Genomic DNA, 16,824 nt, shown 5'->3' with positions numbered 1-16,824 from the left:
GGTTCTAAAAATTGTATTTCCCTCCAAGGTAAATACTCCTTCCGCTAGCATTAATTCCAGAGGCAAAAGTCCTGTATTGTATATCTAAAACATTTTCAATACCGGAATAAACAGTGAACTGTTCCGTTAAAGATAATGATCCTTTCAAATTATAGGTTTCCCAAGAAGGCATTCCATTTTTTGGAGCATATTGCAAATTATCTTCTCCACTAGGCGAGTAATTGCTCAACTCTTTTTTTCCATTATACAACATATATAAATCCAAATTTACTAGTTTACTTTCATATTTAAAACCTGTTTTTCCATAAAATGGAGCAACATGGTCTAAAGGAAAATTACCCACCGCATTTTGGACTCTACCGTGAGTAAAATTGAAAGTGCCATAAAACAAGAATGATTTTGTGATATAACTTCTTAAGGTAGAGGAAATTCCGCTAATATTTCCTTTTCCTTGATTTTGATTGGCAAGAATGAGACAGTTTTTTCCTTCATAAACAATCGAAGATTGTCCGTTTAACGTAAAAGAACCCGTTATTATTGCATCATACAGTCTTGTGTAATAAAAAATATTTTCAAACTGAAAACGTTTACCTTCCCAAAAAGTAATGCTCAAATCAGCCGTTACTGATTTTTCAGGCCTCAAATCTTTGTTTGGTACAATTAAAGTTCCTGCTGCCGATTCGAATATTTTTGCTAAATCATCAATGTTTGCAACTCGAAATGCAGAAGCTAAATTAAAACCTATTTTTGTGTTTTCGCTGGCATTATTTACAATTCCAACGGCACCGCTATAGGTAAAGTTTTTTTGTGATACGCTAGTATAAGGTAAATTCAGAAAATTGGTTAAAATTTCGCTATTCAAAGTCGTGTAACCAGCCCTAGCACTTACATTACACGAGGCTGTTTTGTTAATGTCATTGCTGTAGGATGCAAAACCTTCGGCTCTAAAAGTATTGTTTTTTCCATCTGGATAACGCGAATCAGTAATGCTTTCAGCATTAGTTAAAATATTTTTTTTATTTCCTAAAGAATTTAAATTATCATAATAAACATCGGCGCCATAAATAAAATCACCATTACCTATTTTTGTTTTAAAATCAGAATTGATGGCAAATATCGAAACTTTTTCAATCCTTGAACTTTGCGTTGGATTGCCGAAATTACGGGTAATTCTACTTTCTTCGATGTTTTGATAACTGGCAACCAAATTCATATCACTGTTTAAGAATACCTTCTTTTTGTCTAATTTATAAGAAGAAATTAACCTTTTTTGTGGACCATAATTCCAAACTGCAGATTTAAATTTTCCGTTTGAACTCAAATCAGTTAGCCTGTCATATCTGGGAATGTTTGATGTGGTAGAAAATTGTAAATTTATACTATGTCGTGTGCTGATATTCTGCTGAAAAATAATTTTTTGCATAAAATCATATTGTTTATATCCAGAAAATTTTTGCACATATTTATCATCATTAGCAACTTTAGTGTCAATACCATCTTTGGTTACCACATAAAAAGGTCTTTCTCCAAAAAAATCATTGCTACCATTTTTATGTTTTCCCATTTTTAAATCCCCATAATCATTATAGGAGAATGAAGTTAAGTAACCCCATTTTTGACCCGCAAAGTTGAAATCTAAATGACCTGATTTTCCTTGGTTTGCAGAGTTATAATTTGTTAAAGCAGTTCCGCTAACCTTTTGGTTTTCCGTATCGGAAAGCAATTTTGCAATTTTAGTTTGTAAATAAATGGCTCCGCCAAGCGCATCACTTCCGTGAATAGTAGATGATGGTCCAAAAAGCACGTCTACATTTTCAAGCATATTTTTATCAACAGTAATTATGTTTTGCAAATGTCCAGCTCTGTAAATTAAGTTATTCATTCGGATTCCATCAACGAGTAATAAAATTCTACTGGATTCAAAACCCCTAATAACAGGGCTTCCGCCGCCCTGTTGCGATTTTTGAACTGCTAAAGTCCCCGAATTCCCTAACACATCGGCACTGGACTGGAAGTTATTAAACTCGATTTCTTTTTTAGAAATACTTTCAATTTGTTGCGTAATTTTTCTTTTTGGTTTTGCAAATCGTTGTGTACTTACAACTACTTCATCTAATCCTATTGAATTTATAATGTCTTTTTTAGTTTGGGAAAATCCCGACAAAGAGTAAATACAAACCATTACGATTATTATTTTTTTCATGTTTGTGTAATTAATTTTGTTTAAAATAGATACTTCAAAAAAAAAACATGGAGTATCTAATAGTGAATAGATAAAGGATCTAGTTTTTAAATTAAATTGAGTATTATGATTTTTAATTATATCAATTTTAAAATCAATTTTAAAACCAAAATTCACTTTGTTTTTTTGTAAGAGGTGATTAAAGAGAAAGATTCGTTTTTACTTACTTTTAAAATAGCATTTGTAGTAATTTCAATCTCAAAACAAAAATCTCAAATAATCAGTTATTTTTGATTTTTACAGGGAAATTCAGCTTTTAGAAAAACCAAGTCGCCACAAAAATAGCCGTAATCACACAAATCAAATCGACTATAAGCATCGTTCCTAATGCATAACGCGTATTTTTAATATTTACGGAACCAAAATAAACGGCTATCACATAGAAAGTACTTTCGGCACTACATTGAAAAATACTACTCAATCTTGCCGTTAAGGAATCAGCACCAAAAGTATTCATTGAGTCAATCAAAAATCCTCTTGATCCTGCAGAACTAAAGGGACGAAGCAACGCAACTGGTAAGGCATCCGTGATTTGCTTGCTAACACCCATATTTGAGAAAATAAAAGCGATCCAATTGCTAATAATTTCAAATAAACCACTGTTTCTAAATAAAGAAATGGCAACCAACATTCCCAATACATAAGGAAAAATAGTTACTCCAGTTTTCACACCATTGTTTGCTCCTACTACAAAAGAATCAAAAACTGTAGTACTTGCGACCGTAAACTTCTTCTCATTTATAAAGGAGAAAATCAGGGTAAAAGCAATAATTCCAATTAATATTAAAGCAGAAAGATTAGCCGTAAAATAGTTTTTCCCGATTAAATCTAAATGGTTCACATACATCAACAAACCAACAATTGCAGCTATTAAAACCATCAATACAATCACTAGAGAAGCACTTTTGAAATTGATTTTTTGCTTCACTCCAACAATTAGAAATGCTGCAATAGTTCCTATAAAAGAAGTGATAATACAAGGTAACATCACATCCGCCGGATTGCTGGCATTAGCCGCAGCACGATACCCTATAATAGAGGTTGCAATCAAAGTAAGACCCGAAGCATGCAAACACATAAACATAATTTGTGCATCACTGGCCTTGTCTTTATCAGGATTTATTTCTTGCAAGCTCTCCATGGCTTTAAGACCAAAAGGAGTTGCAGCAGAATCTAATCCTAAGAAATTAGCAGCAAAATTTAAGGTCATATAGGAAATGGAAGGATGATTTTTAGGAATACTAGGAAACACTTTTACAAAAACTGGACTCAATGCTTTCGCTAACTTTCCAGAAGCTCCGGAAATGATTAAAAGCTCCATTAATCCACAGAAAAAGGCCAAGTAAGCCATCAACGGAAGGACTAAATCAAGCAAAGTACTTTTGCACGTTGGCAGTAAACCATCTGATTTTTGAACGCCACTGTATATTTTTACGGTTTTGTTTTTATAAACATAAGTCGTATCCGCATTTAGCGTATCACGATTAATTATCATGGTTTGTTCGGGTGCTTTTTTGATGCTGTCTTTAATAAAGGCAGGAAGTTCTTCGGCAAATTTCTCCGAAACCAGAATTGGATCATCTTTCTTTCCGTTCAAAACGTGGTCAATAGTATAACTGTCTCCCGAAAACAAACTAAACACTACAAATACAATTGCTGAAATAAAAATGACTAACCAAAATCTACTCAATACCATAATCTATAATTTTTGTAAATGTAAAAATTTAAAAAGTTTAACCGCAAATTCGCTAATAAAAATAAACCAGGAATAAACATTTCGATTCGCAAAATATCCAATTTGCGAATTGGCGGTAAATTATCACACATGAATTATTTCGTCCTCAATCAATAATTCTTCCCGTCTTAATCTCAAGAAAATCTGCGCCACGGCGATCGTGTCTTTCTCACAATAGGTTACAATACGATCAATATCTTTGTCTACATAAAATACATGTCCTACCTGGCTACCGTCGATATCGCCTTTTGGAGAAGGGATTCCAAGGACTTTACACATCAATTTCAAAGAAGTAAAATGCTTGTAATCGCCAAATTTCCACAATTCCAAGGTATCCAAATGGGGAATTTCCCATGGTTTTTTTCCAAATAAATTCAGTTTGTTTGGAATAGCAATTTGGTTGATAATCATGCGTCGGGCGAGGAACGGAATATCAAATTCCTTAGCATTGTGCCCACACAAAACATGTTGCGGCTGGTTGAAATGAGTATTCAGCAAAGTATTAAAATCTAACAATAGTTTCTTTTCTTCACCAAAAAAAGAAGTCACCCTAAAATTCCGAATATCGCCTTTGATGGTAAAATAACCCACCGAAATACAAACGATTTTCCCAAACTCGGCCCAAATTCCCGCACGATCGTAGAAATCCTCGGGAGTATATTCGTCTTTGCGCTGGTATTGGGTTTTATGTTCCCAAAGATCTTGCATTTCAGCATCTAATGCATTGAAATCTTCGGCTTCCGGAACGGTTTCGATGTCCAGAAACAGAATGTTATTGAGGTTTATTTTTTCTATCATTTGATGGCACGCAGCTTACGTGGATTTTTACAGATTTTTACAGATTTTCTTAAACGAATATACCAAATTTATTCATCAACAACTAAAACAAACTTTGTTGCGTCGTTGGATTCTCATGTTCCAATAACCATTTTTTTCGCCATAATCCGCCTGCATATCCTGTTAGTGAACCATCTGTTCCAATGACTCTGTGACAGGGCACGACAATCCAAAGCGGATTTTTCCCGTTAGCAGATGCAACGGCTCTAATGGCTTTGACATCACCCAAAATTTTGGATTGTTCGAGATATGTTCTCGTTTTCCCATAAGGAATGTCCAGTAAAGATTTCCAGACTTTTTGTTGGAATTCAGTCCCTTTTGGATTTAATTTAAAATCGAAATCGGTTCTCTTGCCTTCAAAATATTCGTTGAGTTGTACAACGGCTTGTTGTAAAACAGCCTGAATTGTATTTGAACACAACCCTTCTTCGGTGACTGAAATTCGTGATATTCCACTTTCATCGCCTATGATTTTGGCAATTCCCAATGGCGTTTTGATGTATGCGGTTTCCATATTTTAAAGATAAAAAAAATACCCACATTGTTCCTAAAGAAGTAATAAAGTTCAGAAATAAATGCACTTAAAGTGTTTTGAGCATAAAAAAACCATTCGCAGAGACGAATGGTTCTTGTATTTTAACCCCGATAGCAGCGGCATCTCGCGATTTAGAAAAACAAGGCTTTTTATCCGTAGTTTTTATTTATCGGGAATACAGCGGATAGCGGGAGTAGCTCCTAAAAAACGCCAGGATTATTTCAAATTGGAATATACGTATGCTTCCAAGGCTTTCAATTCGTCATCAGACATGGCTTTGGTAACCACGAAGTTTGTTTTCATCACTTCATACTGGCTAGGATCAACAATAGGCTCGCCTTCGCCTTTCAAAAACGTTACGATACTTGCGTTTTTATCTTTATAAATCTTAGCAATATCCTGCAGGCTAGGCCCTATAACCTTTTTGTCAACCTGATGGCAGGCCACACAATTTCCTTTCCCTTTGAAAATTTCTTCTCCCAATTGCTCTGGTGTTTGAGCAATTTCTTCGGTAGTGGTTGGGTATAAAGGTTCTTTTTTGGCTTCTTCTTTTTTACAAGAAGCTAAGGCTAAAACGGCAAATAAAAACAATGTCTTTCTCATGTTAATTTCTTTAATTATAGGTGGCTCAGTGGCTAGAATTACCATCCAATATACTTGGGTGGCTGAATTTGATTCAGATTCAAATACACTAAAATTTGTGCTCTGTGATGGGTGACATGGTCTTGCATCAAATTAAGTATTTGCAATTTTGATTTTTGACCCGCAAAAAAAGTAACTTTTTGGGATAATTCAGCATCATTGGTTTTTTGGACAACTCTTTTTGCTGCATCAAAAGAGGTTTTTATCTCTTGGATTATTTGTGCTTTTGAAAGCCCTTTTACGGCTTCTTTTTTCACATATTTCTCTTCCGAAAAATAAGTTGTGCCCAACCAATTCATGTTATCTTGTATGTGAAATAATTGTTCTTTAAAGGACATTTCACGTTCAGCGGGTTTATAATCATATTTATCTTCCGGCATAGCTTCTGCAACGGCCACTAAATAATCTTTGGAATTATCCCATTTCTCTATGAAAGTAGAAACTACTTCCGCTTGTGCAAAAATGCTATTGGAAAGCAATAAAACCACTATTATTAAACATTTTTTCATTTCTATTTGTTAAGAAGTATTGCAGCCTCTTTCGCAAAATAGGTCGAAATCAAACTGGCTCCCGCTCGTTTGATACACATTAATTGCTCCATCATAATTTTATCGTGATCGAGCCAACCTCTTTCGGCAGCGGCTTTGATCATTGCATATTCGCCCGAAACGTGGTAGACTGTTACCGGCACATTTACCGCATTTTTGACTTCGCGAACAATGTCTAAATAGGCAATTCCAGGTTTTACCATGACCATATCAGCGCCTTCTTCAACGTCCCATAACGCTTCTTTGATAGCTTCTATGCGATTGGCATAATCCATTTGGTATGTTTTTTTATCTTTTGGAATTTCAGTGGCGTCAACAGGAGCGCTGTCTAACGCGTCACGGAACGGCCCGTAAAAAGCAGATGCGTATTTTGCCGAATAACTCATAATACCTACGTTATGAAAACCGGCAGTATCCAGACCCTCGCGCAAACGCAATACACGTCCGTCCATCATGTCTGATGGCGCTACAAAATCGGCTCCCGCTTGCGCATGAGAAACAGCCATTTTTACCAAGGCTGCGTTCGTTGCATCATTTGCTACATCTCCATTTGCAATGATTCCGTCATGTCCATAAATAGAATAAGGATCCAAAGCCACATCAGGCATTACAATCATTTCCGGACAAGCGGCTTTGATGGCACGTATGGCATTTTGCATCAATCCGTTTGGATTCCACGCTTCCAGTCCCGTATTGTCTTTTAAATTTTCACTTACTTTTACATAAATATTTACCGCACGAATGCCCAATGCAAATATTTCTTTGACTTCTTCTACTGTTAAATCTATCGAACGACGGAATATACCCGGCATGGAAGAAATTTCTACTTGTACATTTTCGCCTTCAGCTATAAACATAGGAAACATAAAATCCGATGGACTTAAACTCGTTTCACGAACTAAACTCCTTATGGATTCGTTTGTTCTTAATCTTCTGCCTCTGTGTAATGGGAACATATATTTTCGTTTAAAGTTAAACTTTAATTTATTTTTTTAACCATTAAGAAATTAAGGTTCATTAAGGTTTTAAACTTAATTTTCCTTAATTTCTTTATGGTTTAACTATTTAAATCCAATTTTTTGGATTTTCTAAAACGTTGACTAATTTTTCTTCTTCGCTTCCCGCTTCCGGATGATGATCGTACACCCATTGTACATTTGGTGGTAAACTCATCAGGATACTTTCGATTCTTCCGTTGGTTTTTAGTCCAAATAAAGTGCCTTTGTCATGAACCAAATTAAACTCTACATAACGACCGCGACGAATTTCCTGCCACGTTCTATTTTCTGGCGTATAGGGTAAATCTTTTCTTTTTTCTACAATTGGAACATAGGCTTCGAGGAAACTATTGCCGACTTCTGAAACGTAATTGAACCAATCTTTCATACTCCGCTCTGGAGTTTCTTTGCAATAATCGAAAAACAATCCGCCTATTCCTCGTGCTTCATTGCGATGCGCATTCCAGAAATAGGCATCACATTGTTTCTTGTATTTTGAATAAAACTCCGGATTGTGCTTGTCACAAGCAGTTTTACAGGTTTGATGAAAATGGATGGCATCTTCTTCAAACAGATAATAGGGTGTTAAATCTTGTCCACCACCAAACCATTGCTGAATTACATTTCCGTTGTCATCGTACATTTCGAAATAGCGCCAGTTGGCATGAACCGTAGGAACCATTGGATTTTTTGGATGCATTACCAAACTTAATCCACAGGCAAAAAAATCAGCTTCGCCCACATTAAACATTTTTTGCATGGCTTCTGGTAATTTCCCATGAACGGCTGAGATATTAACACCACCTTTTTCGAAAACTTTGCCGTTTTCGATTACACGGGTTCTTCCTCCACCGCCTTCCGGCCGTTCCCAAAGGTCTTCACGGAATTTGGCTTGACCTTCAACCGCTTCCAATCCTTTACAGATTTGGTCTTGAAGGTTTTGTATGTAGGTGTAAAATTGTTGTTTCATTTTAAGTTAAAAGTGTTTAAATTATTTTTTAGTTTTTTTAAACCACTAAATAATAATGCTTTAAAAAAAAAGTGACTAAAAAGCGACTAAAAGTATCTAAATTAATTCCCAACAATACCCAGGTGTACACTTTATCTTCCAAAAAACCTTGTAGTAAAGACTGCAAACTGAACACTAATTACTGTATACTATTTCCCGTACTCCTTCACCGCATCAATAAACGCTTTTGCGTGATCCACAGGAATATTTGGTAAAATTCCGTGACCTAAATTCACGATGTATTTGTCTTTTCCGAATTCGTCAATCATTTCATGTACCATTTTCTTGATAACCGGAATTGGAGATAACAATCTGGAAGGATCAAAATTTCCTTGTAATGTGATGTTTCCGCCAGACAAGTATCTTGCATTTCTTGGAGAACACGTCCAATCTACACCAAGTGCCGAAGCCCTACTTTTTCCCATTTCATTCAATGCAAACCAACATCCTTTTCCGAAAACAATAACTGGTGCATCATCAGCCAAAGCTTCAATGATTTGATTGATATATTTCCAAGAGAATTCTTGATAATCAACTGGAGATAACATTCCGCCCCAAGAGTCAAAAATTTGAACAGCATCCACTCCTGATTTCACTTTTTCTTTCAAATATAAGATCGTGGTATCAGTGATTTTTTGCAATAAAACATGAGCAGCTTCTGGATGTTCGAAACAAAATCCTTTGGCCATATCAAAGCTTTTAGAACCTTTCCCTTCCACCGCGTAACACATAATTGTCCAAGGTGAACCTGCAAAACCAATTAATGGCACCTCATCATTCAACATTTCTTTGGTCAATTTAATAGCATCAAAAACGTACCCTAATGTTTCATGTACATCTGGAACAATTACTTTCTCCACATCTTGAATCGTACGAATTGGATTTGGTAAAAACGGCCCGAAATTTTCTTTCATCAACACTTCAATTCCCATGGCTTGAGGAATTACCAAGATATCCGAAAACAAAATGGCAGCATCTGGAGCAATTCTGCGAATCGGCATCATCGTTATTTCGGCTGCTAATTCCGGAGTCTGACAACGGGTAAAAAAGTCATATTTATCACGCAATGCGATAAATTCCGGCAAAAACCGTCCGGCTTGACGCATCATCCAAACTGGCGGACGTTGTACTGTTTCTCCTTTTAGTGCTCTTAAAAATAGGTCGTTTTTGATCATGTATTTAAATTTTAGCGGATTGCTAGATGCTTTCCGGTGTATAATATTCAATAACTTCCAAAATCACGGCTTCGATAGTTGGTGTTTCGGGAATTACTATGTTTTTAATTTTCTTTGTTTCTAATGCTGCTGCTGTAGTAGTGCCTACGCAAAAACAAACTTCATTCTTGATTTTATTATTTGTCAAATAACTTTCAACGGCAGATGGGCTAAAAAACAGAATTCCGTCAAAATTTTCTTGGTCTGATATTTTAAAAGGCGCTAGTGTTGTTTGATACACTTCGATTTCATTAAAAATTATTTCGGCACTTTTTAATGCTTCAGGCAACGTTTCTTTACGCAAATTTCCGCTCAAAAAAGTATAGCTTTCTTTATTGTAAATTAAAGTGATTATTTCGGCTAATTCAGAGGCATAATCCAAATACACATCAACTGTAAAGCCATGCAATTCCAGTAATTCTTTGGTTTTAATACCTACACAAAAAACAGGTTTAGTCTTTAAAACTTCCCAACCGTTTTGTTCTATCAAACTTAAAACAGCATTTTGGCTGCTAAAAATTAAGTTGTTGTTGATGGTACTGAGTTCGAAAAGGTTGTTTTTTATTTCGATGAAATCTTGTTCCAAAAGATCAAAATTAGCATCAATAAATACTTGCCTTTGTTCTGCCGATAATGTTTTGGTGGATAAAATGCTTGTTTGGCTCATTATTTCTTCAAATTAATTTTAATTGCTGTCATCAATTCTGCTCCGCCATTTTCTAAAATTTCTTTGGCACAATAAAAGCCTAATTTCTTCCATTCCTGCATCGGAACGGTTTTTTCTATTTCGATTTTTTGTTTCCCATCAATTGAAAACAAAACGCCTTTGAATACTATTTCCTCTTCTGTAAATACTGCCAAAGCGCCAATTGGTGCCGTACAACCGCCTTCGAGTGTTTTCAGAAACTGTCTTTCAATGTGTGTACATACCTCGGCATCAATATCATTTAACTCAGAAACGGCCTCTCTGCAAAATTCATCTTTTGCCATCGCAACAATCACCATTGCGCCTTGAGCTGGCGCCGGAATCATCCAATCCAAGTCGATATAATTAGAAGGTTTCAAGTTGATTCTTTCCAAACCTGCTGCCGCAAAAACGGCTCCGTTCCAATCGCTTTCCTGCAATTTCTGCATTCTCGTATTGACGTTTCCACGTAAATCAACTACTTTATGGTTGGGGTATTTATTGAGCCATTGTGCCTGACGACGCAAACTGCCTGTGGCAATTGTTCCTGCTCCATTACGAAAATCAAGGGTTCCTTTGTACACTAGGATATCTAACGTATTGGCTCTTTCCAAAACTGCCGCCTGTACAATTCCTATTGGCAAAGCCGTAGGAACATCTTTCATGGAATGCACTGCAATATCAACCTGACCGTTGATCATGGCAATATCAAGTGTTTTAGTAAAAATGCCTGTGATTCCTAATTCGTAAAGTGGTTTGTCAAGGATAATATCTCCTTGCGATTTTACCGCTATAATTTCGGTTTTATAGCCTAAATCATTTAGTTTTTTTTCGACGGTATGGGCTTGCCAGAGTGCGAGTTCACTGTCTCGGGTTCCTATGCGTATTGTTTTGTTTGCCATTTTTATTTTTTCAAACCAAGAGGAATTAAAGGTTTATTTTAATGAAATTTAATTCCTTAATGGTGTAAATTTTATTTTGTAGTCGCTCCTATTTTGAAAACTTTCTCAATCCAATCGATGCTTTCATCCACCATCGTATCATCATCTTTCAAATGGTTGGCAAAATGTGTAGTTATTTTTTGGATAATTCTGTTGCTGATAATCTCTGCTTGTTCTTCGTTGAAATTTGAAATTTTCTTGCTTTGAAAATCCAATTCGGATGTTTTTATCGCATTCAATTTTGCTTTCAAAGCATTGATAGTAGGGGCAAATTTTCTGCCTTTGGTCCACGTAGTAAATTCTTCTTTGATTTCTTCAATGATGGCTTCAGCAGCGGGAATGTGTTTTTTTCTATTTTCTAAAGTTTCATCTGTTAATTGTGACAAATAATCCATGTGAATCAGCGTAACACCTTCTAATTCCTCGACATTTTCATTTACATTTTTAGGAATTGATAGATCCAAAATCAATATTGGTTTTTTCAAATTCAGAATCGCTTTGTCAATAGTAGGATTCTGTGCGCCGGTAGCTACCACAACAACATCTGCTTTTTGTAGTTCCAAATGCAGTTCCGAATAATCTTTCACAATTAGATTCAGTTTTCCGGCTAGTTTCTCTGCTTTTTCTTTGGTTCTATTGATAAGTGTAATGTGTTCGTTTTTAGTATGTTTTACTAAATTTTCACACGTATTTCTACCAATTTTTCCAGTACCAAACAATAGAATATTTTTGTTCCCAATGTCTTGCACATTGTTAATAATATAACGAACCGCAGCAAAAGAAACCGAAGTAGCTCCAGAACTAATTTCGGTATCGGTTTTTATTTTTTTACTGGCTTGAATCACCGCATTCACCAATCGTTCCATAAAAGCATTGGCTAAGCCCAATGATTTTGATTGTGAAAATGAGTTTCTTATTTGGGCAATAATTTCAAAATCACCCAGAATTTGACTGTCTAAACCCGTTCCTACACGAAACATGTGACTGACGGCTTCTTGATTTTTATAGACAAAACCCACTTTTTGAAAAGCTTCAACTGAGCCTTGACTGTTCTCGCAGATTAATTTGATCAATTGAAACGGATGTTCCGCATAACCGTAAATCTCTGTACGGTTGCAGGTAGAAGTAACTATTAAACTCTCTATTCCTTCATTCTTAGCTTGTTCCAATACCCGCGTTTTTGCTGCGGCATCTAAACTAAACTTTCCTCTAATCTCAGCATCTGCTTTTTTATAGCTTAATCCTACGGAGTAAAAATAATGATGCTTTGATGTGTTATTGTTTTCCATATTTGCACTTTTCCTAAAAGTGAAGCAAAATTATCACTATAGTATTTATAAAAGTAACGCTAGAAGTTCTTTTTGTATCGCTCAGTGATTTTTTAATTCTAAATGGTCAGAATACTGCAAAAAAGGCTACTTTTGTAATGAATTCAAGTTGTTTGAATTGCTTTATTTAAAGTGGTTCTAAATAAAATAACTTGATAAATATCATTTTCATTAAAAAAAAATATCGCTATGGGTTCTCAGGAAATTATAAAAATTGAGGATGATTTCACGCTCATTCGCTTTCAGAATGACAGCAACGATTCTTTTAATGCGCAACGGGAAGTGGGCAGCGGTTTGATTCAGTTTCATTTTGGAATCAAAGGAAAAGCGAAATTCATTTTCAACCAAGGCAATTATGCTTTGGAACTGAAAGAGGAAAAATCATTATTGCTGTACAACCCACAAAAAGAACTGCCTTTAAATCTGGAGTTAGCACCTAATTCTTGGGTAATCTCTGTGATTATTTCTATCAAAAAATTCCATGCTTTATTTTCGACCGAAGCCGATTATATTACTTTTTTAAGCGCAGATAATAAGGACAAAAAATATTATAACGACGGCAATATCAGTCCCTCGATGGCGATTGTTTTATCGCAATTGTTTCATTATAACTTGCATCCTTCCATAAAAAACTTGTATTACAAAGGCAAGGGATACGAATTACTGAGTTTGTATTTCAATAGAACTGAAGATCCAAACGCAGAACAATGTCCATTTCTAATTGATGAGGACAATGTCATGAAAATTAAAAAAGCCAAAGAAATCATCATAGCCAATATGGCTGAGCCACCCGGATTACAAGAATTGGCGGATGAAATAGGATTGAATCTAAAGAAACTAAAAATGGGTTTCAAACAAATTTATGGCGATACCGTTTATGGTTTTCTGTTTGACTACAAAATGGATTTTGCTCGAAAATTACTCGATAGCGGCTCCTATAATGTAAACGAAGTAGGATTGAAAATTGGCTACAGTACCGGAAGCCATTTCATAGCGGCATTTAAGAAAAAATTTGCCACTACGCCAAAAAAATACTTGATGTCGATCAATCCAAATATGTCCTAAACAATTGATTTCATATATTAAACAATAAATAAAAAATAGTTAATCGCAATTTATAAAAAAGTAAGTTTATTTACTTTTGTACCAACAAAAAAAGATAACATGAAAGGTGTATTATTAGTTAATTTAGGTTCTCCGGAAAGTCCAACTCCAAAGGATGTAAAACCGTATTTAGATGAATTTTTAATGGACAAATACGTAATTGACGTTCCGTTTTTGTTGCGAGCATTATTAGTTCGTGGTATAATTTTGCAAACAAGACCTAAAAAATCTGCTGCCGCTTACGCCAAAATATGGTGGGACGAAGGTTCCCCGCTTGTGGTTATCTCCAAAAGAATGCACGCGAAAGTAAAAAAACTGGTTGATATTCCGGTTTCCTTAGCGATGCGTTATGGAAATCCTTCGCTTTTGTCAGGTTTACAAGAACTGCACGACAAAGGCGTAAATGAAGTACTGCTTTTTCCATTGTACCCGCAACATGCAATGGCATCTACCACCACAATAATAGAACTGGCCGAAGAGTACCGTAAAAAGTATTTTCCGGGTATGAAATTCACGATAGTTCCTGCGTTTTACAACAAACCAGATTATCTCAAAAACTTGGCTGATTCCATTAAAGGTCATCTAGAAGGTTTTGACTATGATCATTTATTATTCTCCTACCATGGAATTCCGGAGCGTCATATTCGCAAAACGGATATCACAAAATCACATTGTAAAATTGACGGTTCATGCTGCAACACCCCGTCGCCGGCACATGAGTTTTGTTACCGCCATCAATGTTATGAAACGACCAAACAAGTTGTAAAATTGCTGGGAATTCCAGAAGGAAAATACAGCCAGACTTTTCAATCGCGCTTAGCCGGAGACAAATGGTTGACACCATATACAGACGTTGAAGTAAACAAAATGCCCGAGAAAGGAATCAAAAACCTGGCTGTTGTAACGCCTGCTTTTGTATCGGATTGCTTGGAAACTTTGGAAGAAATTGCCATGGAAGCCAATCATGAATTTAAGGCTCACGGAGGAGAAAATTTTAAAGCAATTCCTTGTTTAAATGATGGTGACGACTGGTGTAAAACCGTAAGTAATTGGATTTCAAGCTGGTCCAATGCTTCATCATCACTTAAACTTGACTCCGAAAAAATTAACGCTTAAATGACTGTTACCGCCGATGAACTAGGAACACAAGACATTAAAAAACTCTTGATAAAACAGGCAGTTCCGTCTTCTATTGGGATTTTATTCATGTCGGTTAATATCTTGATTGATACCATATTTGTTGGACAATGGATTGGTTCTTTGGCCATTGCTGCGGTAACCGTAGTTCTGCCCATCACCTTTTTGATTTCTTCTCTGGGAATGGCGATTGGTGTGGGCGGAGGATCTGTACTTTCCAGAGCATTGGGAGCCAGTCACAAGGAAAAAGCACTTCAAACATTTGGCAACCAAATCATGATGACTTTTTTATTGGCTTCTGTTTTTGTGGTATTTGGTCTTTTTTTTAGTGACGAAATGCTAATGCTTTTTGGCGCGAAAGGAGCCATAATGGAACCCGCAAAAGAATTTTTTATCCCCATAATTATAAGCGTTCCGTTTTTGGCACTTTGCATGATGGGAAACAACGTGATTCGCGCCGAAGGCAAGGCCAAGTTTGCGATGGTCTCCATGATTATTCCTGCATTTGTCAATATTGCATTGGATATTATTTTTATCAAATACTTAGATTTAGGTATGTTTGGCGCTGCTTTGGCTACTGCCATATCCTATTTTACCTGTTTCTTGTTTGTACTTTGGTTTTTTGTTTTCAAAAGTGAACTTCAACTGAAAATGAAGCATTTTAAATTTAAAATGCCCATTGTCAAAGAAATCACTGAGTTGAGTTTTGTGACTTTTTCAAGACAAGGAGTTGTGAGCATTTTAGCCATCATCCTGAATCATACTTTATATACGTATGGCGGCGAACATTCTGTTGCTATTTATGGAATTATCAGTCGAATGCTGATGTTTTCCTTGTTTCCTATCCTGGGAATTACGCAAGGATTTCTGCCAATTGCCGGTTTCAATTACGGTGCAGGAAATTATGAAAGAGTGAAAGAAAGTGTGCAACTATCCATAAAATATGCCGCATTTCTCGCCTCGCTTATTTTTGTGGTTATTCTAATCTTTGCAAAGCCTATCGTTGCTATTTTTACTACAGATCCACTTGTAATCGACCAAACTCCGGAAGCGTTGCGCTGGGTATTTGCAGCTTCGCCAATTATTGCTGTTCAGCTCATTGGTGCGGCTTATTTTCAAGCTGCAGGAAAGGCAAAAAAAGCACTGCTTTTGACGTTAAGTAAACAAGGATTTTTCCTGATTCCGTTAGTGCTCATTCTACCAAATTTTTTAGGTATTTTTGGAGTGTGGTTTGCATTCCCAATTGCAGATATCTTATCAACAATACTAACTGGCTATTTTCTAAAAAAAGAAATGAATACAAAACTGATTCAAACTAACGATGGAATACTATAATTACCTTAAATCTCTGCACCTCATCTTTGTAATTACATGGTTTGCAGGATTGTTTTATATTGTACGCTTGTTCGTGTACCAAATTGAAGCGGCAGATAAACCCTCGCCAGAGAAAGAAATTCTGCAAAAACAATACAAAATAATGACCTATCGCTTGTGGTATATTATCACTTGGCCTTCGGCTGTTTTAGCGAGTATATTTGCCTTTTCATTACTTTATCTGAATCCAAGTTTAATTCAGTTAGATTATATGCAAGTAAAATTTGGCTTTGTTTTTGCACTTTATTTATACCATGGAAAATGCCAACAAATTTACAATCATTTGCAAAATGATGAAATAAAATACAGTTCAAACTTTATGCGGTTGTGGAATGAAGGTGCGACCATAATTTTATTTGCAGTCGTTTTTTTAATCATTGTCAAAGATGCAGTGAACTGGATTTATGGTGTAATTGGAATCTTTTTGTTTTCCATTTTAATTATGTTGGGTTTTAAATTTTACAAACGGATTCGACAAAGAAATCAATCTTAATT

Annotated in this window: 16 protein-coding genes; 4 read left to right on the top strand and 12 right to left on the bottom strand. The window is 35.7% G+C overall.

Going from position 1 to position 16,824, the window contains the following annotated elements; translation table 11 throughout:
- Positions 1-4: 4 nt before the first annotated feature.
- The 12 genes from EKL99_RS13455 to hemA all read right to left on the bottom strand — a co-directional run bounded on the left by EKL99_RS13455 (position 5) and on the right by hemA (position 12,675).
- Complete coding sequence (locus tag EKL99_RS13455) at positions 5-2,203, bottom strand: TonB-dependent siderophore receptor (protein ID WP_126577120.1); 2,199 nt, start codon at positions 2,201-2,203, stop codon at positions 5-7.
- A 295-nt stretch (positions 2,204-2,498) separates the two neighbouring features.
- Positions 2,499-3,938 (bottom strand): nucleoside recognition domain-containing protein, encoded by a 1,440-nt coding sequence (locus EKL99_RS13450; protein ID WP_126457715.1) that lies wholly within the window; start codon positions 3,936-3,938, stop codon positions 2,499-2,501.
- A 123-nt stretch (positions 3,939-4,061) separates the two neighbouring features.
- On the bottom strand, positions 4,062-4,775 hold the full coding sequence (locus tag EKL99_RS13445; RefSeq protein ID WP_126577119.1) for a 3'-5' exonuclease: 714 nt from the start codon (positions 4,773-4,775) through the stop codon (positions 4,062-4,064).
- Positions 4,776-4,857: 82 nt separating this feature from the next.
- On the bottom strand, positions 4,858-5,328 hold the full coding sequence (locus EKL99_RS13440; protein ID WP_126457717.1) for a methylated-DNA--[protein]-cysteine S-methyltransferase: 471 nt from the start codon (positions 5,326-5,328) through the stop codon (positions 4,858-4,860).
- Positions 5,329-5,565: 237 nt separating this feature from the next.
- Complete coding sequence (locus EKL99_RS13435; protein ID WP_126457718.1) at positions 5,566-5,952, bottom strand: c-type cytochrome; 387 nt, start codon at positions 5,950-5,952, stop codon at positions 5,566-5,568.
- Positions 5,953-5,990: 38 nt separating this feature from the next.
- Positions 5,991-6,500 (bottom strand): DinB family protein, encoded by a 510-nt coding sequence (locus tag EKL99_RS13430; RefSeq protein ID WP_126563552.1) that lies wholly within the window; start codon positions 6,498-6,500, stop codon positions 5,991-5,993.
- A 2-nt stretch (positions 6,501-6,502) separates the two neighbouring features.
- Positions 6,503-7,495 (bottom strand): porphobilinogen synthase, encoded by a 993-nt coding sequence (gene hemB, locus EKL99_RS13425; protein WP_126457720.1) that lies wholly within the window; start codon positions 7,493-7,495, stop codon positions 6,503-6,505.
- Positions 7,496-7,604: 109 nt separating this feature from the next.
- Positions 7,605-8,507 (bottom strand): oxygen-dependent coproporphyrinogen oxidase, encoded by a 903-nt coding sequence (gene hemF, locus EKL99_RS13420; RefSeq protein ID WP_126567792.1) that lies wholly within the window; start codon positions 8,505-8,507, stop codon positions 7,605-7,607.
- A 188-nt stretch (positions 8,508-8,695) separates the two neighbouring features.
- Complete coding sequence (gene hemE / locus EKL99_RS13415) at positions 8,696-9,721, bottom strand: uroporphyrinogen decarboxylase (protein ID WP_126452242.1); 1,026 nt, start codon at positions 9,719-9,721, stop codon at positions 8,696-8,698.
- Positions 9,722-9,743: 22 nt separating this feature from the next.
- The gene (locus EKL99_RS13410; RefSeq protein ID WP_126567793.1) at positions 9,744-10,427 is read right to left on the bottom strand and encodes a uroporphyrinogen-III synthase; all 684 of its coding nucleotides are present in this window, start codon (positions 10,425-10,427) and stop codon (positions 9,744-9,746) included.
- Entirely contained in the window at positions 10,427-11,347 is a 921-nt protein-coding gene (gene hemC / locus EKL99_RS13405; protein WP_126567795.1) for a hydroxymethylbilane synthase, read from the bottom strand. The genes EKL99_RS13410 and hemC overlap by 1 nt, the downstream gene beginning before the upstream one ends.
- 71 nt (positions 11,348-11,418) lie before the next feature.
- Positions 11,419-12,675, bottom strand: coding sequence for a glutamyl-tRNA reductase (hemA, locus tag EKL99_RS13400; protein ID WP_126452248.1), 1,257 nt, complete (start codon positions 12,673-12,675; stop codon positions 11,419-11,421).
- A 228-nt stretch (positions 12,676-12,903) separates the two neighbouring features.
- Between hemA and EKL99_RS13395 the strand changes: the two genes are divergently transcribed.
- The 4 genes from EKL99_RS13395 (at position 12,904) to EKL99_RS13380 (ending at position 16,822) form a co-directional block, all read left to right on the top strand.
- Entirely contained in the window at positions 12,904-13,779 is an 876-nt protein-coding gene (locus tag EKL99_RS13395) for an AraC family transcriptional regulator (protein WP_126567797.1), read from the top strand.
- Positions 13,780-13,878: 99 nt separating this feature from the next.
- Positions 13,879-14,934, top strand: coding sequence for a ferrochelatase (hemH, locus tag EKL99_RS13390; protein WP_126567798.1), 1,056 nt, complete (start codon positions 13,879-13,881; stop codon positions 14,932-14,934).
- Positions 14,935-16,290 carry an MATE family efflux transporter gene (locus EKL99_RS13385; RefSeq protein WP_126561383.1) on the top strand — a complete coding sequence of 452 codons (1,356 nt, stop codon included), beginning with the start codon at positions 14,935-14,937 and terminating at the stop codon, positions 16,288-16,290. It abuts the gene before it with no gap.
- Positions 16,277-16,822 carry a CopD family protein gene (locus EKL99_RS13380; protein WP_126561382.1) on the top strand — a complete coding sequence of 182 codons (546 nt, stop codon included), beginning with the start codon at positions 16,277-16,279 and terminating at the stop codon, positions 16,820-16,822. The genes EKL99_RS13385 and EKL99_RS13380 overlap by 14 nt, the downstream gene beginning before the upstream one ends.
- Positions 16,823-16,824: the final 2 nt, after the last annotated feature.

The sequence above is a fragment of the Flavobacterium sp. ZB4P23 genome (genome assembly GCF_003970375.1).
Classification (GTDB): Bacteria; Bacteroidota; Bacteroidia; order Flavobacteriales; family Flavobacteriaceae; genus Flavobacterium.
Note: the sequence above shows the minus strand (reverse complement) of the source record. Positions and strands in the feature narration are given on the sequence as shown.